General features: G+C 66.5%; 27 protein-coding genes. 21 read left to right on the top strand and 6 right to left on the bottom strand.

The window, feature by feature from the left end:
* Positions 1–11: 11 nt before the first annotated feature.
* Positions 12–2,078, top strand: a complete 2,067-nt coding sequence (uvrC, locus tag QW845_RS12920) for an excinuclease ABC subunit UvrC (protein ID WP_315801956.1) — start codon at positions 12–14, stop codon at positions 2,076–2,078.
* Positions 2,079–2,107: 29 nt separating this feature from the next.
* On the opposite strand, the gene QW845_RS12915 is transcribed toward uvrC, so the two are convergent.
* From QW845_RS12915 to QW845_RS12900, 4 genes are read right to left on the bottom strand one after another with little or no spacing between them, the layout of a single operon-like run.
* A complete protein-coding gene (locus tag QW845_RS12915; RefSeq protein WP_315801955.1) occupies positions 2,108–2,527 on the bottom strand; it encodes a CopD family protein in 420 nt (139 codons plus the stop codon).
* On the bottom strand, positions 2,524–2,856 hold the full coding sequence (locus QW845_RS12910) for a DUF3817 domain-containing protein (protein ID WP_315801954.1): 333 nt from the start codon (positions 2,854–2,856) through the stop codon (positions 2,524–2,526). Before QW845_RS12910 ends, QW845_RS12915 begins: the two co-directional genes overlap by 4 nt.
* Entirely contained in the window at positions 2,853–3,116 is a 264-nt protein-coding gene (locus QW845_RS12905) for a hypothetical protein (RefSeq protein WP_315801953.1), read from the bottom strand. The genes QW845_RS12910 and QW845_RS12905 overlap by 4 nt, the downstream gene beginning before the upstream one ends.
* On the bottom strand, positions 3,109–3,453 hold the full coding sequence (locus QW845_RS12900; protein ID WP_315801952.1) for a helix-turn-helix domain-containing protein: 345 nt from the start codon (positions 3,451–3,453) through the stop codon (positions 3,109–3,111). The genes QW845_RS12905 and QW845_RS12900 overlap by 8 nt, the downstream gene beginning before the upstream one ends.
* Before the next feature lie 161 nt (positions 3,454–3,614).
* On the opposite strand from QW845_RS12900, the gene QW845_RS12895 reads away from it, so the two are divergent.
* From QW845_RS12895 to QW845_RS12855, 9 genes are all read left to right on the top strand, one after another.
* Complete coding sequence (locus QW845_RS12895) at positions 3,615–3,950, top strand: GIY-YIG nuclease family protein (protein ID WP_315801951.1); 336 nt, start codon at positions 3,615–3,617, stop codon at positions 3,948–3,950.
* A 254-nt stretch (positions 3,951–4,204) separates the two neighbouring features.
* On the top strand, positions 4,205–4,846 hold the full coding sequence (gene pgsA, locus QW845_RS12890) for a CDP-diacylglycerol--glycerol-3-phosphate 3-phosphatidyltransferase (RefSeq protein ID WP_315754456.1): 642 nt from the start codon (positions 4,205–4,207) through the stop codon (positions 4,844–4,846).
* Positions 4,843–5,094: a molybdopterin converting factor subunit 1 gene (gene moaD, locus QW845_RS12885; protein ID WP_315801950.1), complete on the top strand. Its 252-nt coding sequence runs from the start codon at positions 4,843–4,845 to the stop codon at positions 5,092–5,094. Before pgsA ends, moaD begins: the two co-directional genes overlap by 4 nt.
* 19 nt (positions 5,095–5,113) lie before the next feature.
* Positions 5,114–5,578, top strand: a complete 465-nt coding sequence (locus QW845_RS12880; protein WP_315801949.1) for a molybdenum cofactor biosynthesis protein MoaE — start codon at positions 5,114–5,116, stop codon at positions 5,576–5,578.
* Positions 5,578–6,543: a 50S ribosomal protein L3 N(5)-glutamine methyltransferase gene (gene prmB / locus QW845_RS12875; protein WP_315801948.1), complete on the top strand. Its 966-nt coding sequence runs from the start codon at positions 5,578–5,580 to the stop codon at positions 6,541–6,543. Before QW845_RS12880 ends, prmB begins: the two co-directional genes overlap by 1 nt.
* Positions 6,544–6,861: 318 nt before the next feature.
* The gene (locus tag QW845_RS12870) at positions 6,862–8,205 is read left to right on the top strand and encodes an aspartate aminotransferase family protein (RefSeq protein ID WP_315801947.1); all 1,344 of its coding nucleotides are present in this window, start codon (positions 6,862–6,864) and stop codon (positions 8,203–8,205) included.
* Between the two features lie 226 nt (positions 8,206–8,431).
* Positions 8,432–8,992, top strand: a complete 561-nt coding sequence (locus QW845_RS12865; RefSeq protein ID WP_315801946.1) for a phage holin family protein — start codon at positions 8,432–8,434, stop codon at positions 8,990–8,992.
* Between the two features lie 317 nt (positions 8,993–9,309).
* Complete coding sequence (locus tag QW845_RS12860; RefSeq protein ID WP_315801945.1) at positions 9,310–10,896, top strand: EAL domain-containing protein; 1,587 nt, start codon at positions 9,310–9,312, stop codon at positions 10,894–10,896.
* A gap of 15 nt (positions 10,897–10,911) precedes the next feature.
* Positions 10,912–11,766, top strand: a complete 855-nt coding sequence (locus QW845_RS12855) for a TIGR01459 family HAD-type hydrolase (protein ID WP_315801944.1) — start codon at positions 10,912–10,914, stop codon at positions 11,764–11,766.
* 71 nt (positions 11,767–11,837) lie between these two features.
* Here the strand turns inward: QW845_RS12855 and QW845_RS12850 are convergent, their stop codons facing one another.
* Positions 11,838–12,233, bottom strand: a complete 396-nt coding sequence (locus QW845_RS12850) for a response regulator (protein ID WP_006613531.1) — start codon at positions 12,231–12,233, stop codon at positions 11,838–11,840.
* Between the two features lie 267 nt (positions 12,234–12,500).
* Here QW845_RS12850 and QW845_RS12845 point away from each other — a divergent pair, with 267 nt between their 5' ends.
* From QW845_RS12845 to QW845_RS12795, 11 genes are all read left to right on the top strand, one after another.
* Positions 12,501–13,481 carry a bifunctional riboflavin kinase/FAD synthetase gene (locus QW845_RS12845; RefSeq protein ID WP_315801943.1) on the top strand — a complete coding sequence of 327 codons (981 nt, stop codon included), beginning with the start codon at positions 12,501–12,503 and terminating at the stop codon, positions 13,479–13,481.
* A gap of 209 nt (positions 13,482–13,690) precedes the next feature.
* On the top strand, positions 13,691–16,705 hold the full coding sequence (gene ileS / locus QW845_RS12840; RefSeq protein WP_315801942.1) for an isoleucine--tRNA ligase: 3,015 nt from the start codon (positions 13,691–13,693) through the stop codon (positions 16,703–16,705).
* Positions 16,706–16,899: 194 nt separating this feature from the next.
* Positions 16,900–17,397 carry a signal peptidase II gene (gene lspA, locus QW845_RS12835; protein WP_315801941.1) on the top strand — a complete coding sequence of 166 codons (498 nt, stop codon included), beginning with the start codon at positions 16,900–16,902 and terminating at the stop codon, positions 17,395–17,397.
* 171 nt (positions 17,398–17,568) lie between these two features.
* Complete coding sequence (locus QW845_RS12830; protein ID WP_315801940.1) at positions 17,569–18,264, top strand: hypothetical protein; 696 nt, start codon at positions 17,569–17,571, stop codon at positions 18,262–18,264.
* Positions 18,265–18,435: 171 nt separating this feature from the next.
* Complete coding sequence (locus QW845_RS12825; RefSeq protein WP_315801939.1) at positions 18,436–19,821, top strand: pitrilysin family protein; 1,386 nt, start codon at positions 18,436–18,438, stop codon at positions 19,819–19,821.
* On the top strand, positions 19,821–21,200 hold the full coding sequence (locus tag QW845_RS12820) for a pitrilysin family protein (protein ID WP_315801938.1): 1,380 nt from the start codon (positions 19,821–19,823) through the stop codon (positions 21,198–21,200). The genes QW845_RS12825 and QW845_RS12820 overlap by 1 nt, the downstream gene beginning before the upstream one ends.
* A gap of 1,177 nt (positions 21,201–22,377) precedes the next feature.
* Positions 22,378–22,797 (top strand): alternative ribosome rescue aminoacyl-tRNA hydrolase ArfB, encoded by a 420-nt coding sequence (gene arfB / locus QW845_RS12815; protein WP_006610408.1) that lies wholly within the window; start codon positions 22,378–22,380, stop codon positions 22,795–22,797.
* 218 nt (positions 22,798–23,015) lie between these two features.
* Positions 23,016–23,333 carry a c-type cytochrome gene (locus tag QW845_RS12810; protein WP_315802168.1) on the top strand — a complete coding sequence of 106 codons (318 nt, stop codon included), beginning with the start codon at positions 23,016–23,018 and terminating at the stop codon, positions 23,331–23,333.
* Position 23,334: 1 nt separating this feature from the next.
* Positions 23,335–23,730: a VOC family protein gene (locus QW845_RS12805; protein ID WP_315801937.1), complete on the top strand. Its 396-nt coding sequence runs from the start codon at positions 23,335–23,337 to the stop codon at positions 23,728–23,730.
* 49 nt (positions 23,731–23,779) lie between these two features.
* Positions 23,780–24,328, top strand: coding sequence for a gluconate 2-dehydrogenase subunit 3 family protein (locus tag QW845_RS12800; protein WP_315801936.1), 549 nt, complete (start codon positions 23,780–23,782; stop codon positions 24,326–24,328).
* Between the two features lie 38 nt (positions 24,329–24,366).
* Positions 24,367–25,935, top strand: coding sequence for a GMC family oxidoreductase (locus QW845_RS12795; protein ID WP_315801935.1), 1,569 nt, complete (start codon positions 24,367–24,369; stop codon positions 25,933–25,935).
* A 221-nt stretch (positions 25,936–26,156) separates the two neighbouring features.
* On the opposite strand, the gene QW845_RS12790 is transcribed toward QW845_RS12795, so the two are convergent.
* Positions 26,157–26,471 (bottom strand): ribbon-helix-helix domain-containing protein, encoded by a 315-nt coding sequence (locus QW845_RS12790; protein ID WP_315802167.1) that lies wholly within the window; start codon positions 26,469–26,471, stop codon positions 26,157–26,159.
* Positions 26,472–26,562 lie beyond the last annotated feature (91 nt).

The raw sequence follows: 26,562 nt of genomic DNA, 5'->3' as shown, positions 1-26,562 counted from the left end.
AATTTGCGGACATGACCACCCACAGCTCCGATCCACCCAAGGCGCCGACGCCCCCGAGCCGGCGTGGCGCCACGGCCGACCTGCCGCCCGAGGCCATCGACACGCCCGATCTCGACCCCGCCGCCTCGGCTGCAGACGAGGACGATGACGGCCGGCTGCCGGAGCTGGCCGAGGAGAGCCTGGAGGCCGTCGGCGAGGGCCCGCTCGCGATCGGCCACGCGGCGATCGAGAACGCGGTGCGGCTGGCGCCGACCTCGCCCGGCGTCTACCGCATGCTCAACGCGGCCCACGACGTGCTCTATGTCGGCAAGGCCAAGAACGTCAAAAAGCGCCTGTCGTCCTATGCGCGTGCCAGCGCGCCGCTGCCGGCGCGCATCCTGCGCATGATCGCGGCCACCGTGACGGTCGAGATCGTCTCCACCACCACGGAGACCGAGGCGCTGCTGCTCGAAGCGAACCTCATCAAGCAGCTCAAGCCGCGCTTCAACGTGCAGCTGCGCGACGACAAATCGTTCCCTTACATCCTCATCACCGGCGACCATTGGGCGCCGCAAATCCTCAAGCACCGCGGCGCGCAGTCGCGGCCGGGGCGCTATTTCGGTCCGTTCGCCTCGGCCGGCGCGGTCAACCGCACCATCACGGCGCTGCAGCGCGCCTTCCTGATCCGCTCCTGCACCGATTCGTTCTTCGAGAGCCGTACCCGCCCCTGCCTGTTGCACCAGATCCGCCGCTGCGCCGGTCCCTGCACCCAGGAGATCGATTTCCCCGGCTATACCGAGCTGGTGCGCGAGGCGACCGACTTCCTGTCCGGCCGCAGCCAGGCGGTGAAGGCGCTGCTGGCGGCCGAAATGGAGAAGGCGTCGAGCGAGCTCGAATTCGAGACCGCCGCCGTCTATCGCGACCGCCTCGCGGCGCTGTCGGCGATCTCCTCGCAGCAGGGCATCAACCCGCGCACCGTGGAGGAAGCCGACGTGTTCGCCATCCACCAGGAAGGCGGCTATTCCTGCGTCGAGGTGTTCTTCTTCCGCACCGGCCAGAACTGGGGCAACCGCGCCTACTTCCCGCGGGCCGAGAAGACGTTCACACAAGAGGAGGTGCTGTCCGCCTTCCTGTCGCAGTTCTACGATGACAAGCCGCCGCCGAAGCTGATCCTGCTGTCGCACGAGATCGAGGAGGCCGAGCTGCTCGCCGAGGCGCTGTGCGTCAAGGCCGGCCACAAGGTTGAGGTGTCCTGCCCGAAGCGCGGCGAGAAGAAGGATCTCGTCATCCACGCGCTGACCAATGCGCGCGAGGCGCTGGGCCGCAAGCTCGCCGACACCGCGACGCAGAGCCGGCTGCTGGAGGCGATGACGACGACGCTCGGCCTGCCGCAGGTGCCCCGGCGCATCGAGGTCTACGACAACAGCCACATCCAGGGCACCAATGCGGTCGGCGCGATGATCGTCGCCGGCCCCGACGGCTTCATGAAGAACCAGTACCGCAAGTTCAACATCAAGTCGGAAGGGCTGACGCCCGGCGACGACTACGCGATGATGAAGGAGGTGCTGCAGCGCCGCTTCAAGCGGCTGGTGTCACCGTCGGAGAAGGATGTCGCCCGCGCGGCCAAGGAGGACGACGTGCCGCAATGGCCCGATCTCGTCATCATCGATGGCGGCCGCGGCCAGCTCAACGCCGTCCGCGAGATCTTCACCGAGCTTGGCGTCACCAATGTCGCGCTGATGTCGGTTGCCAAGGGGCCGGACCGCGACGCCGGCCGCGAGACGCTGTTCATCCCGGAGCGCGAAGCGATCAAGCTCGAGCCGCGCGACCCCGTGCTGTACTTCATCCAGCGCCTGCGTGACGAGGCGCACCGCTTCGTCATCGGCTCGCACCGCAAGCTGCGCAAGAAGGACATCCGCGAGGCCGGCCTGCAGGAGATCCCGGGCATCGGCCCGTCGCGCAAGCGCGCGCTGCTGCACCACTTCGGCACCCTGAAGGAGATCGAGCGCGCCTCGATCGCCGACCTCGGCAAGGTGCCGGGAGTGTCAGCCGAAAGCGCCCGCAAGATATTTGAGTATTTTCACAGCAACGCCAGTTGAAGGACGCCTTCTGCGCTCGCGCCGGCCGCTCAGAACGGCTTGACGACGACGAGCACGGCGATTGCAGCGGTGCTGCCGACGATCAGTGGCGGCATGTGAGACGGCCAGCGCGACGCCGGCGTCTCTGACCGCGATAGCCGTCGCAGCGTTCCCGCGAGCACGCCGTGCAGCGCGGACAGCGCGACCACGATGCCGAGCTTGATCGTCAGCCAAAGCGAGCCGAACCATTGGCCCTGCATGGCGAGTGCGAGGCCCGCGCCCCACACGACGAGCATGGCCGGCGTCGTGACACGCCGGTCCCAGCGGCTGACGATCTCGACCATGGTGGCGGCACCAGCCGCTTCTGCCTTGGTCGCAGCCGCCGCGATGGTGATCGCTGCGGCCAGCAGCCCGCCGCTCCAGCACAGTACGGCGGCGACGTGCAGCGCCTTGAGCCACTCGACCATCATGGCGCCGCCAGCAGCATCTCGCGTCGCGCCAGGACGCGGGCATTGACGAAGCCGCCGAACGGCACGAACGCAGCCATTGTCATCCGGACGATCTCCGTTCTCGACCAGCCGCCGCCGGCTGCGAGCTGGATGAGCATCCAGATGTAGCCCATGAAAGCGAGGCCGTGGACAGGACCCATGATCCTGGTGGCGACGGCGAAGCCGGCAAAGTGCTTCAGCGGCACCGCCACCAGCACCAGCAGCAGCAATGTGCTGCCTTCGACGAGCGAGACTGCGCGCATCCGCTTCAACAGCGACAGCTCCTCGGCCTGATGTTGAGTGGTCATCATTCGACCTCCTTCAGCACCTTCTCGACCTGGGTGAGCCGCAGCTCGATCTGCCCCAGACTGCCCTTGAGGGCGGCGAGCAGCTCTGCACTCGTCTCCTGCGCTCGAACGGCTCGCTCGGTCAGCGCGCGGAAGCCCTCCTCCGTCGCGACCTGCCGTCCGGCCTGCCGGACCGCCGCAAAATACTTCATCGCAAACACCAGGATGATGGTGACAAGGACGAGGATCGTGACGAGCAGGAAGATGGCGGCTTTGTCAGCCATGTTGGTCTCCTTCCGGTTTGATGGAGGATGGAACGACGGACAGCGTCTCCGCTGCTTTGGCGATCGAGGACGGCGTCAGGGCGATCTCGAAGGGAGCAACCTCGAAGTAGTTCAGCGCCTTGCCGTCGGCGGAGAGCTCCAACCGGCTGGTGACCAGCCCCGCCTCTTCGAGCTTGCGCAAATGAAGGTGCAGCAATGGCCGGCTGATGCCGAGCTCGCGGGCCAACTGGCTGACATAGGTGCGCCCCCGGGCCTGCAAAGCAGCCACCACCCGCAACCGATGCGGATTGGCCAACGCTGCCAGCCTGTCCAGCAGTTGATCGCCTTCAGTGGGCATACGTCGCGGCTCTCCACCTGTAAGGATATTATTACAGGTGAGGTCCGCCCCGTCAACTTTATGATACACCTGTCAGGAAAAAATTTCGATTTCCATATATTTACCCGGACAAAAATAAGCTCTACATGAGCTGAGCCCACCTCACTTTGGAGCGACACCTCATGACCCCCGATCAGCGCAAGGCGGCGGTCGCCGCCTACAAGGAGCGCAAGAGCCCTGCCGGCATCTTTGCCGTCACCTGCGCCGCCACCGGCGCGCGCTGGATCGGCTGTGCGCCGGACCTCGACAAGATCCAGAACCGTCTGTGGTTCACCCTGCGCCAGGGCGGCCATCGCCGCGGCGGGCTGCAGGCGGCCTGGGCCGCCCATGGCGAAGGGTCGTTCAGCCTGGAGGTGATCGAGACCTTCGACGACGAAGCGCTGGCCTATGTGCGCGATCGCGTGTTCGCGGAACGGCAGGCGCATTGGTGCGCGGTTCATGGGGCCGAGGCGATCTGATCACCGGCGGCATTCGGGCCGCTGTCATTGCACCGCAATAAGACCGATCGGCGCGCCCACCGCGGCACGCCGATCTCCCCACTGGCGCGACCGCGTGCGGTTGCTTAAGGAAGCGTTACCGCTCTTTGTATCGGGGCGGGAGAGTTCCTATCTCCGCAAGACTTCGTTGCGAACAGCGTCATATCTGCGTCATCCTGCCGAAGCGGCTCGGCTCGGAGGTTGACGTCCGAACGGCGGCAGTATTGGTACACCGGATGAATATTGCGACCACACGCGTGCCCAGCAAGACGTCGACGTCCCTGCCGAACATCCTGACCTATACGCGCATCGCCGCGATACCGGTCGTGGTCGGCTGCATCTACGCGCAGTCGGTCTGGATGTATCCTTTGTGGCTCCGCTGGGTCGCCGTTGCGGTGTTCATTGCGGCTGGGATCACCGACTATCTCGACGGTCATTTCGCGCGGATCTGGAACCAGCAATCGGCATTCGGCCGTATGCTCGACCCGATCGCGGACAAGCTTCTGGTCGCCTCCTGCCTGCTGATGCTGGCCGCCGACAGCACCATCCAGAACTGGTCGCTGTGGGCGGCCATTGTGATCCTGTGCCGCGAGATCCTGGTGTCGGGCCTGCGCGAATATCTCGCCGCGCTGCGCGTCTCGGTGCCGGTGACCAAGGTCGCCAAATGGAAGACCACGATGCAGTTGGTGGCGATCGGCTTCCTGCTCGCGGGCGAGGCCGGCGATGCGGCGGTCGCCCAGATCTCGACGGCCGTGGGTCCGATCGTGAGCGGGATCGGAATCTGGCTGCTCGGTTTGTCGGCGGTCTTCACCATCTACACCGGCTACGACTATTTCCGCGCCGGCATCCACCACCTCATCGAGGCAGACTCGCGATGAAGGTGAAGTATTTCGCCTGGGTGCGTGAGCGCGTCGGCAAGGCCGAGGAGACGATCGAGCCGCCGGCGGACGTGCGCACGGTCAGCGAGCTGATCGCCTGGCTCACCACGCGCGGCGAGGGCTACGCCTATGCGTTCGAGAAGCCGAAGGTGATCCGCACCGCGATCGACCAGACCCATGTGCAGCCGGATACGGCCATCGCCGGCGCCCGCGAGATCGCGTTCTTCCCGCCGATGACCGGCGGCTGACGCAACGGAAGATCCGTCCATGACCGCGATCGTCACCGTCCGGGTGCAGCAAGAGGATTTCGACACCGCGGCCGAGATCGCAGCCCTCAGCCATGGCCGCACCGACATCGGCGCCGTCGTCAGCTTCTCCGGCCTGTGCCGCGGCAACGACCATGACACGCCGATCACCGCGCTGACGCTCGAGCATTACCCGGGCATGGCGGAGGCCGAGATCATGCGGCACACCGAGCAGGCGATGGCGCGCTGGCCGCTGCAGGGCCTGACCGTGATCCACCGCTTCGGCCGGATACGGCCGGGCGAGAACATCGTGCTGGTGGTGACCGCCTCCAGCCACCGTCAGGCGGCGTTCGAGGCGGCTGAGTTCCTGATGGATTATCTCAAGACCAACGCGCCGTTCTGGAAGCGCGAGGAAACCAATGATGGCGGCAGCTGGGTCGAGGCCAAGAGCCACGACGATGCCGCCGCGGCGCGCTGGAAGTCGTGATGGCGAAGAAGGTCAAGACGGCAGCGCCGCGCAAGGCGGCGGCGCCGAAGCTGCCGAAGGTCAATGCGGGCGAGCTGGTCAGCCTGCTCGACTATCTGCGCTACGCGGTGAGCTGCTTCCAGGACGCCGATCTGGTGTTTGCGCACGGCACCACCGATCCGGTGTCGGAGGCCGCCTTCCTGATCGGCGAGGCGCTGCATCTGCGCCCCGATCAGTTCGAGAGCTTCGTCACGGCCCGGGTCACCGCGGCCGAAGGCAAGATGATCCTCGACCTGATCACGGCCCGAATCACCACGCGAAAGCCGGCGGCCTATCTGGTCAACAAGGTCTACATGCGCGGCCTGCCGTTCTACGTCGACGAGCGCGTCATCGTGCCGCGCTCGTTCATCGGCGAGCTGCTGGAGACGCATTTCGGCGGCGCCGAGGCCGATGGCACCTCGCTGATCGATGATCCGCTGGCCGTGGACAGCGTGCTGGACCTCTGCACCGGCTCTGGCTGTCTGGCGATCCTGGCCAGCCGCCACTTCCCCAATGCGGTGATCGACGCCGTCGACATCTCCAGGGACGCGCTCGCGGTCGCCGCGAAGAACGTCGCCGACTACGACCTCGGCGAGCGCATCTCGCTGCACCGCGGTGACCTGTTCGCACCGCTCAGCCAGCGCCGCTACGATTTGATCATCACCAACCCGCCCTATGTCGACGCCGAGGGCATGGCCGGCCTGCCCCGGGAATGCCGCGCCGAGCCGGCGCTGGCCTTCGACGGCGGCACCGACGGGCTCGACATCATCCATCGCATTCTCAGCCAGGCCCGCGACCATCTGACTGCGGAGGGCGGATTGTTGTGCGAGGTCGGGCGCGACCGTCCGCAGATCGAGGCGGCCTATCCCGACCTGCCGCTGCTCTGGCTCGACACCGAGGACTCCGAGGGCGAGGTGTTCTGGATCACCGCGCGCGATCTCGTGTGATGAGACGCGGCTGCCCGAGGCACAGCGCCCGGTTGGCGCGAATTGACGCAGCGACTTCCAATATCCGGCACAATCTGCTGCCGCTGTGCAGAAACCGCTCACCAGGGCAGCAGGGAACGCTGGACCTTTGACGTTTCCGTCGGCTCGCGAAACTGATAGCTTGGCGCCGGCCCGGATCATCGGCTGACCACGTCGGCGCGCGCATTCAGGCCCATCAGCACGATCCGTTTCGGCAAGCTGTCCTGGCACCGGTTCGCCACCTTTCCGGATCATGCTGCCGCCGTCGCACAACCTGCCTTGAACGTCCGAGAGGTCCCCATGCTGGACAAGAGCCCCCGCCCCGCCGTCACCGTTCCGAATGATCTTGCCGCGCATTGGATGCCGTTCACCGCGAACCGCGCCTTCAAGAAGAACCCGCGCCTGCTCGCCGGTGCCAAGGACATGCACTACATCACCGTCGATGGCCGCAAGATCATCGACGCCGCCGCCGGCATGTGGTGCTGCAACGCCGGCCACGGCCGCAGCCAGATCGCCGAGGCGATCGGCCAGCAGGCCGCGGCGCTCGACTACGCACCGCCGTTCCAGTTCGGCATTCCCCAGGCGTTCGAGCTGGCGAACCGCATCGCCGATCTCGCGCCCGCCGGCCTCGACCACGTGTTCTTCTGCAACTCCGGCTCGGAGGCGGCCGACACCGCGCTGAAGATGGCGCTCGCCTATCACCAGATCAACGGCCAGGGCAGCCGCACCCGCCTGATCGGCCGCGTCCGCGGCTATCACGGCGTTGGCTTCGGCGGCACTTCGGTCGGCGGCATCGTCAACAACCGCAAGCTGTTCGGCACCTTGCTGACCGGCGTCGACCACATCCCCGCGACCTATGACCGCGAGAAGCAGGCCTTTACCAAGGGCGAGCCGGAATACGGCGCGCACTTCGCCGATGAGCTGGAAAACCTCGTCAACCTGCACGGCGCCAACACCATCGCCGCCGTCATCGTCGAGCCGATGGCCGGCTCGACCGGCGTGATCCCGGCACCGAAGGGCTACCTCAAGCGGCTGCGCGAGATCACCCAGAAGCACGGCATCCTGCTGATCTTCGACGAGGTCATCACCGGCTTCGGCCGCCTCGGTTACGCCTTCGCCGCCGAGCGCTACGGCGTGACGCCTGACCTTCTGACCTTCGCCAAGGGCGTCACCAATGGCGCGGCACCGATGGGCGGCGTGCTGGTGCGCGACACCATCCACGACGCCTTCATGAGCGGCCCCGAGCACATGGTGGAGTTCACCCACGGCTACACCTACTCGGCGCATCCGATCGCCTGCGCCGCCGGCCTCGCCACGCTCGACATCTACCGCGACGACAAGCTGTTCGAGCACGCCCGCGCCATAGAGCCGAAATTCGCCGACGCCGTGATGTCGCTGAAGGGCCTGCCCAACGTGCTCGACATCCGCACCGTGGGTCTCACCGCCGGCATCGACCTCGCGCCGCTACCCGACGCGGCTGGCAAGCGCGGCTACTCCGCGATGGAGACCGCCTTCCACAACAACGACCTGATGCTGCGCATCGCCGGTGACACGCTGGCGCTGACCCCGCCGCTGATCATCAGCGAGGATCAGGTCGGCGAGATCATCGAGAAGGTCGGCAAGGTCATCAAGGCCGTGGCGTAAGCCATTCGGCGACCAATCGGCCATGATCGGCCAGGAGCAGAATTGGCGGCCCGCGTGGCCGCCATTTTTGTTTCTACGATCCCCAAGAACGGTCATTGCGGCTTTCCACATGTCGCATGCCGGCCGACAATAGCCTCGCGCGTGCGCAGGGAACCTTCGCAAATCCTCCACGTTCATGTCGCGAGCCGGCGGTTCGCGCGCGGCGATGGATCATCGGAGGACGCGCATGCTTGCACCGCCAGGAGAGCTGCTGCGATTGGGGCTCGAGCAGAGACTCAACCGCGTCAGGCGCGCCACCCAGGCCTACATGCGCGATCGCGCCCGGCAGGCCACCGGAACGGTGACGTCCTACGCCGTCGCCGCCGGGCTGTTCGCCACCGCGGGCATCTTCCTGATCGCCGCCTGCATCGTCGGATTGACCGCGCTGTTCCGCTGGGTGGAAATGACCTACGGCCTGTTCACCGCATTCGCTGTGGTCGGCGGCATCCTGGTCGCGCTGGCGGTGATCTGCGCGATCATCGCGGCGGTGAAGTTGCGCAGTCCGACGCCGCACTATCCTTCACTCTCCAGCCGGCTGCGCGTGGCGATCGCAGCGCCCGTGGCCCGGGAACCCGACGCGGACGAGATCGATCCCGACACCATCCCCCTGGCACCGTCATCGACCTCCACGAATCACGGGAGCGGAGCTGCGGGTGCACTCGGCCGGGTCAACGTGCCCGTTGGTGTCGCCGTTGCGGCACTGCTGCTCGGTGTGGCGGCCTTGCGCCGGCGTCACCGCAGCGCGTAAGCCTGCCCCGACAGCGACAGGCGCGGTTCGACGGACATCGAAGAATCACCGGCTCGGTTGAGTTGATCAGCAACACCCGTTGATCAGCTCATGGGCATCGCGCGCATGTCTCAATGTGTCTGGAGTCCGCGTGGCGCTTTCCCCGGTGTTCTACGGGTCGGCGACACTACGATGACACTCCGCTTTCCCCGGTGAACTTGCGTAAATGACACGCAGACGGGAAATCATCGGCCTCTCCCGGTATTTGAATCCCGCCGACTATCCTCGCGAATCAACAGAAGTGCTAAGGTTGCATTCGGTTGGGAGCGTCGCGCAGCATGATCCGTATCTCCACGATTTTCATTGCCATTTGTATGGTTCTGGTCGCAGCCTCGCTCGGCCTGATCCTGTATTCGGTGGCCGGCATCAGTGGCTCGGAATCCGCGATCGTCGCGCTCGCCGCACTGACGTTCCTGATTCTCTACAACGCCGTGTCGATGCGGCTGCGCGACCGCACCGATATCGGCAGCCAGATCGCCGATCTGTCGCGCGGCACCGCCGACCTCGCGCGCCAGGTCGCCGAGTTCGGCCGGCGCCTGTCGGCGGTCGAGGGACGCATCGTGTCCTCGAGCTCGGTCAGCGCCGATCGCCTGCAGGGCGTGATCGGCGAGATCAACGAGCTCGGCGGACTGATGAAGCAGCTCGCCGTCACCGTGGCCCAGCATGAAGACCTGATCGCGGCGATCCCGCCGGCAACACCGCCGGGAGCTGCTGCCGGCATGGTTCGCGAGGCCGATCATCCGCTCCCGGCGGCCGCTGCCTCCAGCGGCGCGCGCGAGATGACCGCGCTGCCGCCGAGCGACATCGAGCAGAGGATGCCCGAGACTCCCGGCACGTTCAGCGCGGCATCGGCTGCCGCCCCCCTGCCGCCCAAACCGCAGGCCCCGGCGGTCACTGCCGTACCAGTAGCCTCCAAGATCACGACGTCGGCGCCGGTTGCCCCCGCCGTGCCGCGCAGCCAGCCGCAGATCCTCGCCGCGGTCAAAGGCGCGATCGAGGACAACCGCCTCGACATCTACCTGCAGCCGCTGGTGACGCTGCCGCAGCGCAAGGTGCGCTTCTACGAGGCGGTGACGAGGCTTCGCGACGAGCGCGACCAGGTGGTCGCGGCCGAGGACTTCATCGGCATCGCGGAAGCCGCCGGCCTGGTCGGGCGCATCGACCACATGGTTCTGCTTCGCTGCGTCCAGGTGCTGCGCCGCCTGATGGTTCGCAACAAGGACGTCGGCATCTTCTGCAACATCTCCGCGGCGACCCTCAGCAGCCCCGCCAACTTTTCACAATGCCTCGATTTCCTCGAAGCGAATCGCGCCCTGGCGCCGTCCTTCGTGCTCGAATTCAAGCAGTCGACCTTGCGCAGCCTCGGCCCGACCGGGGCCGAGCATCTCGCGGCCCTGGCCCAGCGCGGCTACCGCTTCTCGATCGACCATGTCACCGACCTCCGGTTCGAGCCGCGCGAGCTTGCCGATCGCGGTGTCCGCTTCATCAAGGTCCCGGCCGCGCTGCTGCTCGACCCCAAGCAGAGCTCGGCCTCCGACATTCACCCGACCGATCTCTCCGATCTGCTGGGCCGTTTCGGCATCGACCTGATCGCCGAGCGGATCGAAGGCGAGAACAGCGTCGTCGACCTGCTCGACTACGACGTCCGCTTCGGCCAGGGCTTCCTGTTCGCGCCGCCCCGCCCATTGCGACCCGAGGGCGCATCTGCTACCGGCGAGGCCGCCGCCGGCCCATCGGGCGGGCAGGATATCAAGATTCAGGACCCCAATGCCGCCGGCACCACCTCTCTGGACGCGTCACACACCAATGCTTCGACGCGCAGCGGCAATGCCGCCCTCGCCCGCCGTGCCGCCGGGACCCTCTGAAATCAGCCGGCTGCCATGACCGTTCTCCGCTTCGAAGAGCGGCTGCGCGATCTGGTCGGCCGCAAGCAGGTGCTGCTGAGCGACATCTGGGGCGTGGTCCATAACGGGCTGGAGTCCTTCCCCGACGCCTGCGACGCGCTACACCACTTTCGCCGCCAGGGCGGTACGGTGATCCTGATTACCAACGCGCCCCGGCCGGCCGATTCGGTCCAGCGCCAGTTGCGCAAGCTCGGCGTCGCCGACGAGGTCTACAGCGCCATCGTCTCCTCCGGCGACCTGACCCGCCACTACGTGGCCGATCATCCCGGCGGCAAGGTGTTCTGGCTCGGCCCCGAGCGCGACAATTCCATTCATCGCGGTCTCGACCTGGCGCTGTCGCCGCTCGAAGAAGCGTCCTACATCATCTGCACCGGCCTCTACGACGACGAGACCGAGACCGCCGAGGACTACCGGCCGATGCTGCTGCGCGCGCGCGAGCGCAAGCTGCCGCTGATCTGCGCCAATCCGGACATCGTGGTCGAGCGCGGCGACCGGCTGATCTACTGCGCCGGCGCCATCGCGGAGCTCTACCGCGAGCTCGGCGGCGAGGTGATCTTCTACGGCAAGCCGCACCGGCCGATCTACGAGCGCGCCATGATGCTCGCCGAGCAGCACGCCGGCCGGAAGGTCGCGCGCGAGGAGGTGCTGGCGATCGGCGATTCCGTCCGCACCGATCTCGCCGGCGCGCACGGCTTCGGCATCGACTGCCTGTTCGTCACCCGCGGCATCCATTCCGAGGAGTTCGCCGGCGTCGAGCAGCTCGACCCGGCGTCGGTCAAGGAGCTGTTCGGCCACCCGCCGCGCGCCCTGATGCGCGAATTGAAGTGGTGAGCGGATCCTGAAACGAAAAACGCCCGGCCGGGTGCCGGGCGTCTTTCATTTGAGAGCGGATCAGGCGGGCCTCAGGCCGTCGCCATGTCCGGGAATACCGCGTCGATCTTGGTCTTCAGGGTCGCGGCGTTGAACGGCTTGACGATGTAGTTGTTCACGCCGGCCTTCTTGGCCGCGATCACGTTCTCGGTCTTGGATTCCGCCGTGATCATGATGAACGGCGTGGTCGCCAGGTTCGGATCGGCGCGGACCTCGCGGAGCAGGTCGTAGCCGGTCATCGGCTCCATGTTCCAGTCGGAGATCACGAGGCCGTATTTCTTGGCGCGCATCTTGTTGAGGGCCATCGAGCCGTCGCTGGCATCGTCGATGTCCTCGAACCCGATCTGCTTGAGAAGATTCCTGATGATACGGATCATGGTGCTGTAATCGTCGACGACGAGCACCGGCATCGTCAAATCAACCGCCATCTTGACTCCCCCAGACGCGAACACAACGCGCAGACTGTTACAAAAACGCTCTTGCGGCACGGGTCGTAACCGACCCCGCCATCCGCTCTGAGCAGTAGCATCAGCCGTTAAACAGCGCGTTAACTGCGCTGCGGCTGCATGTCGCTATTGCTGCGCTGCATGAGCGGAGGAACCCCTTCGGCTTGACTTCGCGGGGCCGGCCGCCCACCGTCAGGGCAATCCCCGCCCGCCGGCGGCCCACCGAAATCTGCGAGATATTTCCGTCACATGCCCGATTTCAAGGTCATCCGCGATTCCACCCCGCCGTCGGACATCCTCAAGGGCGCGGTGGTGGCGATGGGCAATTTCGACGGCGTCCATCTCGGTCACCGGGCCGTGATCGAGGCGGCCATCGAGATGGGCAAGGCGAAGGGGCGCCCGGCGCTGGCACTGACCTTCGAGCCGCATCCGCGGCGCTTCTTCAGCCCCAACACCCCGCAGTTCCGCCTGACCGACGAGGCCGCCAAGCTGCGGCTGCTGGCCGGAACCGGGCTTGCCGGCGCCGTGGTCATGACCTTCGACAAGGGCCGCGCCCAGACCTCGGCGCAGGACTTCATTCACCATGACCTGATCGGGCGGCTCGGAGTCGCCGGGATCGCGGTCGGCTACGACTTTCATTTCGGCAAGGGCCGCGTCGGCTCGCCCAGCCTGCTCGCCAACGAGGCGCCCAAGCTCGGCATCGAGGTCGACATCCAGGCCCATGTCGACATCGACGAGCGGCCGGTGTCGTCCACCGCAATCCGCGAAGCGCTGGCGGAGGGCCAGGTCAGCGAGGCGACCGCGATGCTCGGCGGCCCCTGGTTCGTGAGCTCCGAGGTCATCCACGGCGAGAAGCGCGGCCGCGACCTCGGCTACCCCACCGCCAACATGCGGCTCGATCGCGATTGCGGGCTGCGCCACGGCATCTATGCCGTCCGGGTCGGCCGCGGCCGCGGCGCGAACCGGGTGCTGATCGACGGCGTCGCCAATTTCGGCCGCCGGCCGACCTTCGACAACGGCGCGCCGCTGCTCGAGACCTTCCTGTTCGATTTCAAGGACAGCCTCTACGGCGAGGTCCTGGACGTCGCCTTCATCGGCTTCATCCGCGAGGAGGCCAAATTCACCTCGATCGAGGCCCTGATCCGGCAGATGGACGACGACAGCGCGCGGGCGCGCGCCCTGCTGGCGGCCGCCCCCGGCCTCTTCCCCCGGCTCGGCGAGATCGGCTGACCGCCTCCCCGCGAACTGCGCTTTGCGATTTCGCGGCGCGGCTGCTATGAGGGAGCCCCATGTTGATACGGCGCATCATCGGCATTAGCGGCCCGGCTTCCGCCTGAGCTTCGAGCTCGGCGCAAGACCGGGATGTCTCTGCTCGTTCCGCCGCCCGCGATCGAAATCGCGTCTCAGCGCCCTCTTGAAGCTCAGCCAGCCAGATCACGATGTCCGAAAAGCCGCAAAAGCCCGACGCCCAAAAATCCGACGCCAAGGACTATTCCAAGACCCTGTATCTGCCGCAGACGGAATTCCCGATGCGCGCCGGCCTGCCGCAGCGCGAGCCGGAGATCCTGAAGTACTGGAACGACATCGACCTCTACGGCAAGCTGCGCGAGACCGCCAGGAACAGGCCGAAATTCGTCCTGCACGACGGCCCGCCCTATGCCAACGGCAACATCCACATCGGGCACGCGCTGAACAAGATCCTCAAGGACGTCGTGACCAAGAGCCAGCAGATGCTCGGCCACGACTCCAACTACGTGCCCGGCTGGGACTGCCACGGCCTGCCGATCGAGTGGAAGATCGAGGAGGAGAACTACCGCAAGAAGGGCAAGACCAAGCCCGACTTCCGCGACTCCGCCGCCATGGTTGCATTCCGCCGGGAGTGCCGCGCCTACGCCGATCACTGGCTCAACGTGCAGCGCGAGGAGTTCAAGCGTCTCGGCGTGATCGGCGACTGGGATCATCCCTACGCCACCATGACCTATCCGGCGGAGGCGCAGATCGCCCGCGAGCTGATGAAGTTCGCCGCCAACGGTACGCTGTATCGCGGCTCCAAGCCCGTGATGTGGAGCGTGGTCGAGAAGACCGCGCTCGCCGAGGCCGAGGTCGAGTACGAGGACTATCAGTCCGACACGGTGTGGGTGAAGTTTCCGGTGACCTCGCCGGCCCACGGCGCGCTCGCCGGCGCCTCGGTCGTGATCTGGACCACCACGCCCTGGACGCTGCCCGGCAACCGCGCCATCTCGTTCTCGCCGAAGATCGCCTACGGCCTCTATGAGGTCACCGATGCGCCGGCGGACAATTGGGCGAAGACCGGCGACAAGCTGATCCTGGCCGACGCGCTCGCCGAGAGCGTGTTCAAGCAGGCGCGCGTCACGTCCTACACCAAGCTGCGCGACATCCCCGGCGACACGCTCGACGCCGTCGAATGCGCGCATCCCCTCAAGGGCCTCGCCGGCGGCTACAATTTCGTCGTGCCGCTGCTCTCGGGTGAGCACGTCACCGACGACACCGGCACCGGCTTCGTGCACACCGCGCCCGGCCACGGCCGCGAGGACTTCGACGTCTGGATGGCCAATGCGCGCGAGCTCGACGGCCGCGGTATCGCGACCACGATCCCCTACACCGTCGACGAGAACGGCGCGCTGACCGATCACGCCCCGGGCTTCACCGGCAAGCGCGTCATCAACGACAAGGGCGAGAAGGGCGACGCCAACGAGGCCGTCATCAAGGCGCTGACCGAGGCGGGCATGCTGCTCGCGCGCGGCCGGCTCAAACATCAGTACCCGCATTCCTGGCGCTCGAAGAAGCCGGTGATCTTCCGCAACACGCCGCAATGGTTCATCGCGATGGACAAGGACATCGCCGATGATGGCAAGGCGAAGTCCGGCGACACCTTGCGCGCCCGCGCGCTGCGCGCGATCTCGGTCACGCAGTGGGTGCCGGCCGCCGGCCAGAACCGCATCAACGGCATGATCGCCAACCGTCCGGACTGGGTGATCTCGCGCCAGCGCGCCTGGGGCGTGCCGATCGCGGTGTTCGTGCGCGAGACCGGCGACGGATCCGCCGAGATCCTGCAGGACGAGACCGTCAACACCCGCATCACGGACGCCTTCGCCAAGGAGGGCGCCGATGCCTGGTACGCCGACGGCGCGCGCGAGCGCTTCCTCGGGTCCCGCGCCAACGAGGACTGGAAGAAGGTCGACGACATCTGCGACGTCTGGTTCGACTCCGGCTCGACCCATGCCTTCGTGCTCGAAGACCCCGTGCACTTCCCCGGCCTCGCCGGCATCAAGCGCAAAGTCGACGGCGGCCGGGACACCGTGATGTACCTGGAAGGCTCCGACCAGCATCGCGGCTGGTTCCACTCGTCGCTCCTGGAAAGCTGCGGCACCCGCGGCCGCGCGCCGTATGACGTGGTGCTGACGCACGGCTTCACGCTCGACGAGAATGGCCGCAAGATGTCGAAGTCGCTCGGCAACACCGTCGAGCCGCAGAAGGTGATCAAGGACTCCGGCGCCGACATCCTGCGCCTCTGGGTCTGCGCGACAGACTATGCCGACGACCAGCGCATCGGCCCGGAGATCCTCAAGAACACCATCGAGACCTACCGCAAGCTGCGCAACAGCATCCGCTGGATGCTCGGCACCCTGCACCACTACAAGCGCGGCGATGCGGTCGCGTTCGCGGACATGCCGGAGCTGGAGCGGCTGATGCTGCATCAGCTCTCGCAGCAGGCCGAGACCATCACCCGCGCCTATGCCGCGTTCGACTACAAGACCGTGATCGCGAGCCTGGCAGCGTTCATGAACACCGAGCTGTCGGCGTTCTATTTCGACATCCGCAAGGACACGCTGTATTGCGATCCGCCGTCGTCGGTGGCGCGCAAGGCGGCGCTGACCGCGATCGACCTGATCTGCGATGCCGTCCTGAAATGGCTGGCGCCGGTGCTGTCCTTCACCACCGACGAGGCGTGGCGGATGTACAGGCCGGACGCCGAGCCGTCGGTGCATCTGACGCTGTTCCCGGAGGCGATGGACGGCTATCGCGACGACGCGCTCGCGACGAAGTGGGAGACCATCCGCAACGTCAGGCGCGTCGTCACCGGCGCGCTGGAGCTCGCCCGCGCCGCCAAGACCATCGGCTCCTCGCTCGAGGCCTCGCCGATCATCTACGTCGCCGACCGCGCGCTGCTCGGCACCTTGTTCGATACGGATCTGGCCGAGGTCTGCATCACCTCGAACTACGAGGTCCGCGAGGGCGACGCGCCGGCCGATGCGTTCCGGCTCGATGCGGTGCCGGGCGTGGCGGTGGTCGTCGAGAAGGCCGTGGGCAAGAAGTGCGCCCGCTCCTGGAAGATCCTGGAGAGCGTCGGCGACGACAAGGACTATCCCGACGTGTCCCCGCGCGACGCGCAGGCGCTGCGCGAATGGAAGGCGCTGGGGGTGGGCGTGTGATGCGCGATCGCGCGTCACACTCCGCCGTCGTCCCCGCGCACGCGGGGACCCATGACCACCGGCCGTCTTGGTAGGCAAAGACTGATGACTCCGAGTCCTTTTCACCAATCGGCCGTCCGCGGTATGGGTCCCGGCGTTCGCCGGGACGACAGCTGTGTTTGCGGCCGGCTTGGTGGTCAACTCACCGGCTTGCAATGACCCCTCGCCTCCGTCTCGGCCTCATCGCCGGCTTCGCCACCCTGGTCATCGACCAGGCCTCCAAGCTGTGGCTGCTGTACGTGTTCGACCTGCCCAACCGCGGCACCGTCAGGATCACCCCGTTCTTCGACCTCTACCTCGCCTGGAACATCGGCATCAGCTTCGGCTGGCTGCAGAGCGAGAGCGCGCTGGCGCAATATGGGCTGATGGCGGTGAAGGCCGTCGCGGTGGTCGCCCTCGGCATCTGGATGGCGCGTGCGGAAAGCAAGCTGGCGACGGCGGCGCTCGGCCTGATCATCGGCGGCGCCATCGGCAACGGCATCGACCGGCTGGCCTATGGCGCGGTGGTCGATTTCGCGCTGTTCCACATCCAGATCGGCGGCACGGTCTACAACTGGTACATCTTCAACATGGCCGACGTGGCCATCGTTGCCGGGGTGGCGGGCCTGCTGTATGACTCCTTCTTCGGGGCTCATGCCGCAAAAGCGCCCTGATCGGGGTCGATACCGGCCGGTGCTGTCCCGGAGCCAAGAGCCTGAGGTTCTTCACGTTTTCGGGACTGGCGCGGTGACCGGACCAGCCGCCTGCGGCGAGCGTCCAAATCGGTGGATTCGCGGCCGGTTCGTCGGAGCCCGAGCACTGCACAAGCGAGGACGGGAAAAGCCATGCGCAAGACCGAAGTCAGCGGCCGGATCGTGACCCACGCGGCCATTCGCGCCCTGCGGCTGTCCGCCGTCGCGCTCGGCATCGGCCTCGTCATGGCCGCCGGCGCCGCCCGTGCCCAGGACGACGAGGAAGACGACAAGACCTTCGAAGAGAAGATCATCGATAATCTGATGCGCGGCCTCGGCGGCACCAACATGGAGACGCCCTCCATCGAATACCGCGAGCGGTCGCCGCTGGTGGTGCCGCCCAAGCTCGATCTGCCGCCGCCGGCCGCCGCGGCGCAGGCGACCGCGCCGAACTGGCCGAAGGACCCCGACGAGCAGCAACGCCGTGCCGCGGCCGCCGCGCGCAAGAAGGAAAACAAGGATCCGGTCAATGCGGCCCGCCCGCTGACCCCGGCCGAGATGAAGATGGGGCGGACGGCCGCCGCCAAGTCGACTGAGCCGATTCAGCCCGGCGTCGCCAACAACCCGATGATGAGCCCCTCACAGCTGGGCTTCAAAGGCGGCCTGTTCGGCATGTTCAAGGGCAGCGACAGCGAGACCAAGCCGTTCACCAGCGAGCCGCAGCGTGAGAGCCTGACCCAGCCGCCGCCCGGCTATCAGACGCCGTCGCCGAGCTATGCCTACGGCACCGGCAAGCAGGAGCCGATCGGCGGCAAGCAGATGGACATCATGACCGGCAAGGAACGGTGACGGCGGCACCGCCCCGTTCGCCCGGAGATGCCGGCTTCGCTGGCGTTAGCGAAATTTAATGTCTCGCGGCGGCACGATGTCGCCGTTTTGTGACGTCGGGCGCCGTCCGGCGCGATGTAGCATGCTGCGCTCAAACCCGATCGCCCCTCCCTGCGGGCCTCCAGAAGGATCATGATGTCCTCGCACCGGTTCAAATCCGTCGCCGCCGCGCTCGTCTCCCTCATCGCGTTCACGGCCGGCGCTTCGGCGCAAACGACGTTCGCCTCCGAGCCCCCCACCAGCTTCACCCTGCCCAACGGCCTGCAGGTCGTCGTCATCCAGGATCACCGCACGCCGGTCGTGACGCAGATGATCTGGTACAAGGTCGGCTCCGCCGACGAGACGCCCGGCAAGTCGGGCCTGGCGCACTTCCTCGAACATCTGATGTTCAAGGGCACCGAGAAGCATCCGGCCGGCGAGTTCTCCAAGACCGTCCTGAAGATCGGCGGCAATGAGAACGCCTTCACCTCGGTCGACTACACCGGCTACTTCCAGCGCGTGCCGCGCGATCAATTGCCGAAGATGATGGAGTTCGAGGCCGACCGCATGACCGGCCTCGTGCTGAAGGACGAGAACGTGCTGCCCGAGCGCGACGTGGTGCTCGAAGAGTACAACATGCGCGTCGCCAACTCGCCGGAAGCGCGCCTCAACGAGCAGATCATGGCGGCGCTGTACGTCAACCACCCCTATGGCCGGCCGGTGATCGGCTGGCGGCCGGAGATCGAGAAGCTCAGCCGTGAGGATGCGCTGGCGTTCTATCGCCGCTTCTACGCGCCCAACAACGCGATCCTGGTGATCGCCGGCGACACCGACGCCAAGGAAGTGCGCCCGCTCGTGGAGCAGACCTTCGCCAAGATTCCCGCGCAACCCGACATCCCCGCGCGCCGGTTGCGGCCGCAGGAGCCCGAGCCGGTGGCGCCGCGCACGGTCACACTGGCCGACCCGCATGTCGAGCAGCCGTCGATGCGCCGCTTCTATCTGGTGCCCTCGGCCACCACGGCTGCCCCCGGCCAGTCGGCCGCACTGGACGTGCTGGCGCAACTGATGGGCAGCGGCAGCAACTCCTATCTCTACCGTGCGCTCGTCGTCGACAAGCCGCTCGCGGTCAATGCCAGCGCGTCCTATCAGGGCACGTCGCTCGATCCGAGCCAGTTCTCGATCGCGGTCGCGCCGCGTCCGGGCGTCGATTTCGCCCAGGTCGAGGCTGTCGTCGACAGCGTCATCGCCGAGATCGCACAGAACCCGGTGCGTGCCGAGGACCTCGAACGCGTCAAGACGCAACTCATCGCCGAGGCGATCTACGCCAATGACAACCAGGCGACCATGGCGCGCTGGTATGGCGGCGGCCTCACCACAGGTCTCAGCATCGAGGACATCAGGAGCTGGCCCGACCGCATCCGGGCCGTGACCGCCGAGCAGGTCCGCGCCGCCGCGCAGACCTGGCTGCAGAAGAAGCGCTCGGTCACCGGCTATCTGATCAAGGACAATGCGGCCAAGCGCGAGGAGAAGCGGTCGTGATGAACACAATGACCTTCGCCCGCCGCTTCGCCTGCGCGCTCGCCGTCGGCGCCGCCGCGCTCACGATCGCTCCTGCCGCCCATGCGGCGACCAAGATCCAGCACCTGGTGTCGCCCGGCGGCATCGAAGCCTGGTTCGTGCAGGACGCCACCGTGCCGCTGATCGCGATGGAATATGCGTTCCAGGGCGGCGCCTCGCAGGACCCCGTCGGCAAGCCCGGCGTCGGCAATCTCGTGGCCGACCTGCTCGACGAAGGCTCCGGCGATCTCGACTCCAAGACCTTCCACGAGCGGCTCGACCGCCGCGCCATCGAGCTCTCCTTCCAGATCTCGCGCGATCAATTCCGCGGCTCGCTGCGCATGCTGCGCGACAACAAGGACGAGGCGTTCGAGCTGCTGCGGACAGCGCTGACCTCGCCGCATTTCGACAGCGCCGACGTCGAGCGCATCCGCTCGCAGGTGATCTCCGGCCTGCGCCGCGAGACCACCAATCCGAGCTCGCTGGCGGGCCGCAAGTTCCTCGAGCTTGCCTTCCCCAACCACCCCTACGGCCGTCCGGCCAACGGCACGCTGGACAGCGTGCCGACGATCACCGTCGACGATCTCAAGGCCTATGTCGGCCGCGTGCTCGCCAAGGACACGCTGAAGGTCGCGGTGGTCGGCGACGTCGACCCGGTCACGCTCGGCAAGCTGCTCGACCAGACGTTTGGCAGCCTGCCGGCCAAGGCTCAGCTGACGCCGGTGCCCGACGTCGTCGCCACCAGGCCGCCGCAGCGCGCGCTGGTGCCGCTCGACGTGCCGCAGACGGTGATTACCTTCGGCGGTCCCGGCATCCGCCGCCACGACCCGAACTTCATGGCGGCCTATGTGGTCAACCACATCCTCGGCGGCGGCGGCCTGTCGTCGCGGCTCTACAAGGAGGTGCGCGAGAAGCGCGGCCTCGCCTACTCCGTCTACGACGCGCTGCTGTGGATGGATCATTCGGCGCTGTTCATCGGCAACACCGCCACCCGCTTTGACCGCGCCGGCGAGACCATCGCGGCCGTCGAGCAGGAGATCCGCCGCATGGCGGAGGAAGGCCCGACCCAGCAGGAGCTCGACGAGGCCAAGTCCTACATCAACGGCTCGCAGATGCTCGCGCTCGACACCTCCTCCAAGCTGGCGCAGGCGATGCTGCAATACCAGCTCGACAAGATGCCGATCGACTACATCGAGAAGCGCAGCGAGATCGTGAATGCGGTGACGCTCGATGACGCCAAGAAGGCGGCCAAGCAGCTCTGGAGCCAGGGCCTGCTGACCGCCGTCGTCGGCCGCACGCCGCAGGCGGCCGCCGAACCGGCGCAAGCCCCAGTCACGGCTCCGGTGACGAAGACGAACTGAGCTTGCGAAGGCGCGCTCGCCTTCAACGACGCAGAATAACTATCAATGGCGACGTCATGCCCGGGCTTGTCCCGGGCATCCACGTTTTGGGGCAATTGACGCAGGTGGATGGCCGAGCCTTCGCCACTCCAAAGCGACTTCAGCCGCGCAGGCTGCACAAGCCCGGCCATGACGGCTGCTCGTGGCTTCCCACCGCGGCATCGACAAAAATGGTGTCGTCCCGGCCTTGAGCCGGGACCCATACCCCCAGGGAGGTGTTTGGGGCAGGCTGGTTTTGGGCATCTCGCGCCTCACATCTGCTGCGGCGTATGGGTCCCGGGTCGGCGCCATCGACGCCGCTTCGCGGCGCCGACGGCTTGCCCGGGACGACAGCGGGGCCAACACACCGACGTCACATACGAATAATTATCTTGCTATTTTTCCGAATTCATGATCAACTCTCCTTATCCCGCCTCACCGCAGAGGGGCGCATCGCGATCGTCACGACACGCGAGGCGGGGATGCGATGGCCGCGAGAGATCGCAGCGTCTTCTGAGCGAAGGCGCGGACGAACGATCTGTCGCGGACGTGAAGTCGCGTGGTCCTGGCATCCCGACGCTGATGCCAAGCTCGCCGGTGATGATGATCCGGCGGGCGACGGTGGCCAACAAGCCCGGTGCACCGAGGAGAGCGCGTATAAGCGTGAAGACCGTCGCGCGGGGAATGCCGGGATGCCTCGGCTGAACCTGTGGTACCTGCCGCCTGCATTTTTTTCGCAGGCGGGCCATGGGTGCGGCCAGCGCCCGGCATTCCCCGCGCCCTCTGCATTCTCAGCGAGGGCCACGACGATGCAAGCCTCGGGCAGGCATGCCGCGAGAGCGCGAAGCCGTGTCCTAGCTGATCGTCCCGCTGTTTGAACCGTGAAGTCCGCCACACCAACCGCTGTCGTCCCGGACAAGCGCGCAAGGCGCGCGCAGATCCGGGACCCATACGCCGCAGCCGAAATGATGGGGACGAGATGTCAATGACCCGCCTGCCCCAAACTGCTCCCTGGGGTATGGATCCCGGCGTTCGCCGGGATGACAGCGGAGATTGTGATGACTGTCCCGGGTCAACGGTGCCATCGACGCGAACCCGCGCACGCCGCCCCTAAAACCGCTATGGTGCACGCGAAAGCCTCGATTCCCCCTGGTGCTCCATGCTGCGGATTTCCCGCGACCTTGCCATCGACGAGAACGACATCGAGATCTCGTTCGTCCGCGCCTCCGGCCCTGGCGGCCAGAACGTCAACAAGCTGTCGACGTCGGCGCAACTGCGCTTCGACACCAGCCGCATCACGTTGCCGGAGGATGCCGCGGCACGGCTGGCGCGGCTGGCCGGCCAGCGCATGACCAAGAACGGCGTCATCGTGATCCAGGCCGAGCGCTTCCGCACCCAGGAGCGCAACAAGGCCGATGCGATCGAGCGGCTGGTCACGCTGCTCCGCGAAGCGATGGTGCGGCCGAAGGTGCGGCGCCCGACCAAGCCGACCTTCGGCTCCAAGCAGCGCCGGCTCGAGGGCAAGAAGCTCCGCAGCGACGTCAAGGCGGGGCGCGGTGCGCGCCGTTTCGACGATTAGTCCGTAACGCTGACATTCCTGCGGCGCGCACGACTGCTGCGCACGCTTTGTTCCCGCTGAAACAGCCGGCTACTACCACGGCGCGCCACCTGCGACCTACGCTCCGGAAAAATTGCGAGCGAGGAACGATGGCGGGACGGCGTGCGGCGCAAGATGCGCTTCTTCTGTGCGGGGCATTCATTGGCGCGGTGCTGAGCACCACGATCGCGTCGGCGCAGATGGCGCTGCCCGCACCGAAGCCCGTCGACGGCGCCACCCTGTTCAAGCAGCAATGCGGCGTCTGCCATACGCTGAGCAGCGCTGAGCCGATGCGGCAGGGGCCGCCGCTGTCGAAGATCGTCGGCCGCCGCGCCGGCTCGATCGAAGGTTTCCGCTATTCGGCCGGCTTCGCCAAGGCCGATTTCACCTGGGACGAGGCCAAGCTCGACGCCTGGCTGACCAATCCGCAAGAGCTGATCCCCGGCGCCGTGATGGCCTATCGCCAGGCCAAGCCCGACGTGCGCGCCACGATCATCAACTATTTGAAGGACAATTGAGATGGCCAAGCCCGTACACTCCATGATCCGCGTCTTCGACGAAGCGAAAGCGCTCGACTTCTACAAGCGCGCCTTCGGGCTGGAGATCGCCGACAACCTCCGCTTCGACGGCTTCGCGCTGATCTATCTGCGCCATCCGTCGTCGCCCTTCGAGGTCGAGCTGACCGTGAACTACGATCGCAAGGAGCCGTACACGCTCGGCGACGGCTACGGCCATCTCGCTGTCGTCGTCGACGATCTCGACGCCGAGCACGCCCGCTTCGAGCGCGAGAACCTGGCGCCAGGCCCGTTGCGCGATTTCAAGCACAATGGCGCGACACTCGCGCGCTTCTTCTTCGTCACCGATCCCGACGGCTACAAGATCGAGGTGATCCAGCGCGGCGGCCGCTTCGGCTGAGCCGCCGACCACGAAAATACACCCAACAAAAACCCCACGGAGGATACCCATGAGAGAAGTCGATCGCCGCAACAAATACGACCGCCGCGTCTTTCTCAAGGGCGCGGCCTCGACCGTGCCGGCCGCGGCCGTGGCTTCCGCGACCGGCCTCGGGATCACCGATGCCTGGGCCGAGGATGCCAAGGCGCTGACGCCGGCGACGCTGAAGACGCTGGTGAAGGTCGCGCGCGACATCTACCCGCACGACTTCCTCGCCGACCGCTACTACATCACCGCGGTCAAGCCGTGGGACGGCAAGGCGGCGGAAGATGCCGCGGTCAAGGCGATGATCAATGACGGCGTCGCCCGGCTCGATCAGGACGCGAAGGATCGCCACAAGGTGCCCTATGCGCAGGTGCCGTGGGAGGCCGACCGCGTCGCGCTGCTCCAGGGCATCGAGCAGACCACGTTCTTCAAGACCCTGCGCGGCGACCTCGTGGTGTCGCTCTACAATCAGAAAGAGCTCTGGCCAAAGTTCGGCTACGAGGGCTCCTCCGCCGAGCATGGCGGCTACATCAACCGTGGCTTCTCCGACATCGACTGGCTGCCGAAAGCCTGACGCCGGCGAACAACGAAGAGAACACGGAGGACACCACCATGGCAAAATTCGACCAGAACGATTCGAGCGTCGTCGTCATCGTCGGCTCGGGGGCCGGCGGCGGCACGCTCGGGAACGAGCTCGCCCAGAAGGGCATCAAGGTCGTCATACTGGAGGCCGGCAATCGCTACGAGATTCCGGACTTCATCAATGACGAATGGGAGAGCTTCACCCAGCTCGCCTGGACCGACATGCGCACGACCTCGGGCACTTGGCGTGTCGCCAAGGACTTCGCCAATTTGCCGGCCTGGATTGTCAAGGCGGTCGGCGGCTCAACCGTGCACTGGGCCGGCGCCTCGCTGCGCTTCGACGAGCACGAGTTCAAGGCCCGCACCACCTATGGCGGCGTGCCCGGCTCGAGCCTCATGGACTGGCCGGTGACGCTCGCCGAGATGGAGCCGTGGTACGCCAAGGCCGAGTTCAAGATGGGCGTGACCCGCACCAACGACATTCCCGGCCTGCCCGGCAACAACAATTTCAAGGTGCTCGAAGCCGGCGCCCGCAAGCTCGGCTACAAGACCGTGCACACCGGCAACATGGCGATCAACTCGCAGCCGCGCGACGGCCGCGGCTCGTGCCAGCAGATCGGCTTCTGCTTCCAGGGCTGCAAGTCCGGTGCGAAATGGTCGACGCTCTACACGGAGATTCCGAAGGGCGAGGCCACCGGCAATCTCGAAGTGCGATCCGGCAGCATGGCGATCAAGATCGAGCATGACGCCTCCGGCAAGGTGACCGGCGTGGTCTATGCCGACAGCCAGGGCAAGATGCAGCTGCAGAAGGCCCGCATCGTCGCGGTCGCCGGCAACTCGATCGAGAGCCCGCGCCTCCTGCTCAACAGCGCCTCGAACATGTTCCCGGACGGCCTCGCCAACTCCTCCGGCCAGGTCGGGCGCAACTACATGCGGCACATGACCGGCAGCGTCTATGCGACGTTCGAAAACCCGGTGCACATGTATCGCGGCACCACGATGGCCGGCATCGTGCGCGACGAGGCGGCGTTCAATCCGAAGCGCGGCTTCGTCGGCGGCTATGAGATGGAGACGCTGTCGCTCGGCCTGCCGTTCATGGCGGCGTTCCTCAACCCCGGCGCCTGGGGCCGCAGCTTCACCGCGGCGATGGAGACCTATCCGCGCATGGCCGGCATGTGGCTGGTCGGCGAGGACATGCCGCAGGAGACCAACCGCATCACGCTCGATCCGGTCGCCAAGGACAAGTTCGGCATGCCCGTGGCCTCGGTGCATTTCGACGACCACCCCAACGACGTCGCGATGCGCGCCCACGCCTACAAGCAGGGCTCGGCGATCTACGAAGCGGTCGGCGCCACCGTGACCTACCCGACCACGCCCTATCCCTCGACGCACAATCTCGGCACCAACCGGATGAGCGAGAAGGCCAAGGACGGCGTCGTCAACAAGTTCGGCCAGACCCACGACATCAAGAACCTGTTCGTGTCGGACGGCAGTCAGTTCACGACCGGTGCGGCGTGCAATCCGACGCTGACCATCGTGGCGCTGGCGATCCGCCAGGCCGACTACATCGCCGGAGCGATGCAGAAGAAGGAGATCTGATTAGCAACGCGTGATGGGTGCGCACCTCACCCGCCGCGAATGCAGTCAGCGCCTCCCCCGCTTGCGGGGGAGGTCGCATCGCATCGAAGATGCGATGCGGGTGGGGGAACGCTCCACAAAGACTGCCCATGAAGCGCGCGCAGGAAAGACTGCCCGTGTGGCGCCCCCACCCCCGCCCTCCCCCGCAGGCGGGGGAGGGAGACGAGACAGCAGACGCGTGGCTACTCCGCCGCGTCCATGATCGCCGCCGGCGCGCGAAAATCCGGCACCGCGGCGGTCGCCTTCGCCCGATAGATCAGGCAGGAGCAGCGCAGCAGCGACGCAAAATTCCTCACCTCACCGTGATGATCGAGCACCTCAGCGTACAGCGTGGTCACGAATTTCGCGAGGCTCATGCCTTCCTTGGCGGCGATCTCCTCGAGCGTGTCCCAGAACGCCATTTCGAGCCGGATCGACGTGCTATGGCCGCCGATCCGCAAACTACGGGTCTGCGACGCATAATCGCGCTGAGGCTGGTGTGCGAACAGATGGCACATGGTCTTCCTCCGGCTGATCGTTATTTTTGCGAAACGATATACTGGCCCCGCCCGCCTCACAATCCCGTTGGAGAAGGTTGCTTTTCTCTGC

It is taken from the genome of Bradyrhizobium sp. SZCCHNS3002 (genome assembly GCF_032377435.1).
Taxonomy (GTDB): Bacteria; Pseudomonadota; Alphaproteobacteria; order Rhizobiales; family Xanthobacteraceae; genus Bradyrhizobium.
This window is presented reverse-complemented; position numbering and strand designations above follow the sequence as displayed.

What these genes read in the sequence shown, in the direction of transcription:
- QW845_RS12880 (WP_315801949.1), top strand. Translation starts at nt 5,114, where the DNA reads ATGACCGCGATCGTCACCGTCCGGGTGCAGCAAGAGGATTTCGACACC.
- lspA (WP_315801941.1), top strand. Translation starts at nt 16,900, where the DNA reads ATGACCCCTCGCCTCCGTCTCGGCCTCATCGCCGGCTTCGCCACCCTG.
- QW845_RS12865 (WP_315801946.1), top strand. Translation starts at nt 8,432, where the DNA reads ATGCTTGCACCGCCAGGAGAGCTGCTGCGATTGGGGCTCGAGCAGAGA.
- QW845_RS12790 (WP_315802167.1), bottom strand. Translation starts at nt 26,471, where the DNA reads ATGTGCCATCTGTTCGCACACCAGCCTCAGCGCGATTATGCGTCGCAG.
- QW845_RS12860 (WP_315801945.1), top strand. Translation starts at nt 9,310, where the DNA reads ATGATCCGTATCTCCACGATTTTCATTGCCATTTGTATGGTTCTGGTC.
- QW845_RS12805 (WP_315801937.1), top strand. Translation starts at nt 23,335, where the DNA reads ATGGCCAAGCCCGTACACTCCATGATCCGCGTCTTCGACGAAGCGAAA.
- QW845_RS12870 (WP_315801947.1), top strand. Translation starts at nt 6,862, where the DNA reads ATGCTGGACAAGAGCCCCCGCCCCGCCGTCACCGTTCCGAATGATCTT.
- QW845_RS12820 (WP_315801938.1), top strand. Translation starts at nt 19,821, where the DNA reads ATGAACACAATGACCTTCGCCCGCCGCTTCGCCTGCGCGCTCGCCGTC.
- QW845_RS12845 (WP_315801943.1), top strand. Translation starts at nt 12,501, where the DNA reads ATGCCCGATTTCAAGGTCATCCGCGATTCCACCCCGCCGTCGGACATC.
- QW845_RS12850 (WP_006613531.1), bottom strand. Translation starts at nt 12,233, where the DNA reads ATGGCGGTTGATTTGACGATGCCGGTGCTCGTCGTCGACGATTACAGC.
- QW845_RS12825 (WP_315801939.1), top strand. Translation starts at nt 18,436, where the DNA reads ATGATGTCCTCGCACCGGTTCAAATCCGTCGCCGCCGCGCTCGTCTCC.
- QW845_RS12900 (WP_315801952.1), bottom strand. Translation starts at nt 3,453, where the DNA reads ATGCCCACTGAAGGCGATCAACTGCTGGACAGGCTGGCAGCGTTGGCC.
- uvrC (WP_315801956.1), top strand. Translation starts at nt 12, where the DNA reads ATGACCACCCACAGCTCCGATCCACCCAAGGCGCCGACGCCCCCGAGC.
- QW845_RS12915 (WP_315801955.1), bottom strand. Translation starts at nt 2,527, where the DNA reads ATGATGGTCGAGTGGCTCAAGGCGCTGCACGTCGCCGCCGTACTGTGC.
- QW845_RS12795 (WP_315801935.1), top strand. Translation starts at nt 24,367, where the DNA reads ATGGCAAAATTCGACCAGAACGATTCGAGCGTCGTCGTCATCGTCGGC.
- QW845_RS12855 (WP_315801944.1), top strand. Translation starts at nt 10,912, where the DNA reads ATGACCGTTCTCCGCTTCGAAGAGCGGCTGCGCGATCTGGTCGGCCGC.
- QW845_RS12830 (WP_315801940.1), top strand. Translation starts at nt 17,569, where the DNA reads ATGCGCAAGACCGAAGTCAGCGGCCGGATCGTGACCCACGCGGCCATT.
- ileS (WP_315801942.1), top strand. Translation starts at nt 13,691, where the DNA reads ATGTCCGAAAAGCCGCAAAAGCCCGACGCCCAAAAATCCGACGCCAAG.
- QW845_RS12905 (WP_315801953.1), bottom strand. Translation starts at nt 3,116, where the DNA reads ATGGCTGACAAAGCCGCCATCTTCCTGCTCGTCACGATCCTCGTCCTT.
- QW845_RS12910 (WP_315801954.1), bottom strand. Translation starts at nt 2,856, where the DNA reads ATGATGACCACTCAACATCAGGCCGAGGAGCTGTCGCTGTTGAAGCGG.
- QW845_RS12810 (WP_315802168.1), top strand. Translation starts at nt 23,016, where the DNA reads ATGGCGCTGCCCGCACCGAAGCCCGTCGACGGCGCCACCCTGTTCAAG.
- arfB (WP_006610408.1), top strand. Translation starts at nt 22,378, where the DNA reads ATGCTGCGGATTTCCCGCGACCTTGCCATCGACGAGAACGACATCGAG.
- QW845_RS12800 (WP_315801936.1), top strand. Translation starts at nt 23,780, where the DNA reads ATGAGAGAAGTCGATCGCCGCAACAAATACGACCGCCGCGTCTTTCTC.
- pgsA (WP_315754456.1), top strand. Translation starts at nt 4,205, where the DNA reads ATGAATATTGCGACCACACGCGTGCCCAGCAAGACGTCGACGTCCCTG.
- moaD (WP_315801950.1), top strand. Translation starts at nt 4,843, where the DNA reads ATGAAGGTGAAGTATTTCGCCTGGGTGCGTGAGCGCGTCGGCAAGGCC.
- prmB (WP_315801948.1), top strand. Translation starts at nt 5,578, where the DNA reads ATGGCGAAGAAGGTCAAGACGGCAGCGCCGCGCAAGGCGGCGGCGCCG.
- QW845_RS12895 (WP_315801951.1), top strand. Translation starts at nt 3,615, where the DNA reads ATGACCCCCGATCAGCGCAAGGCGGCGGTCGCCGCCTACAAGGAGCGC.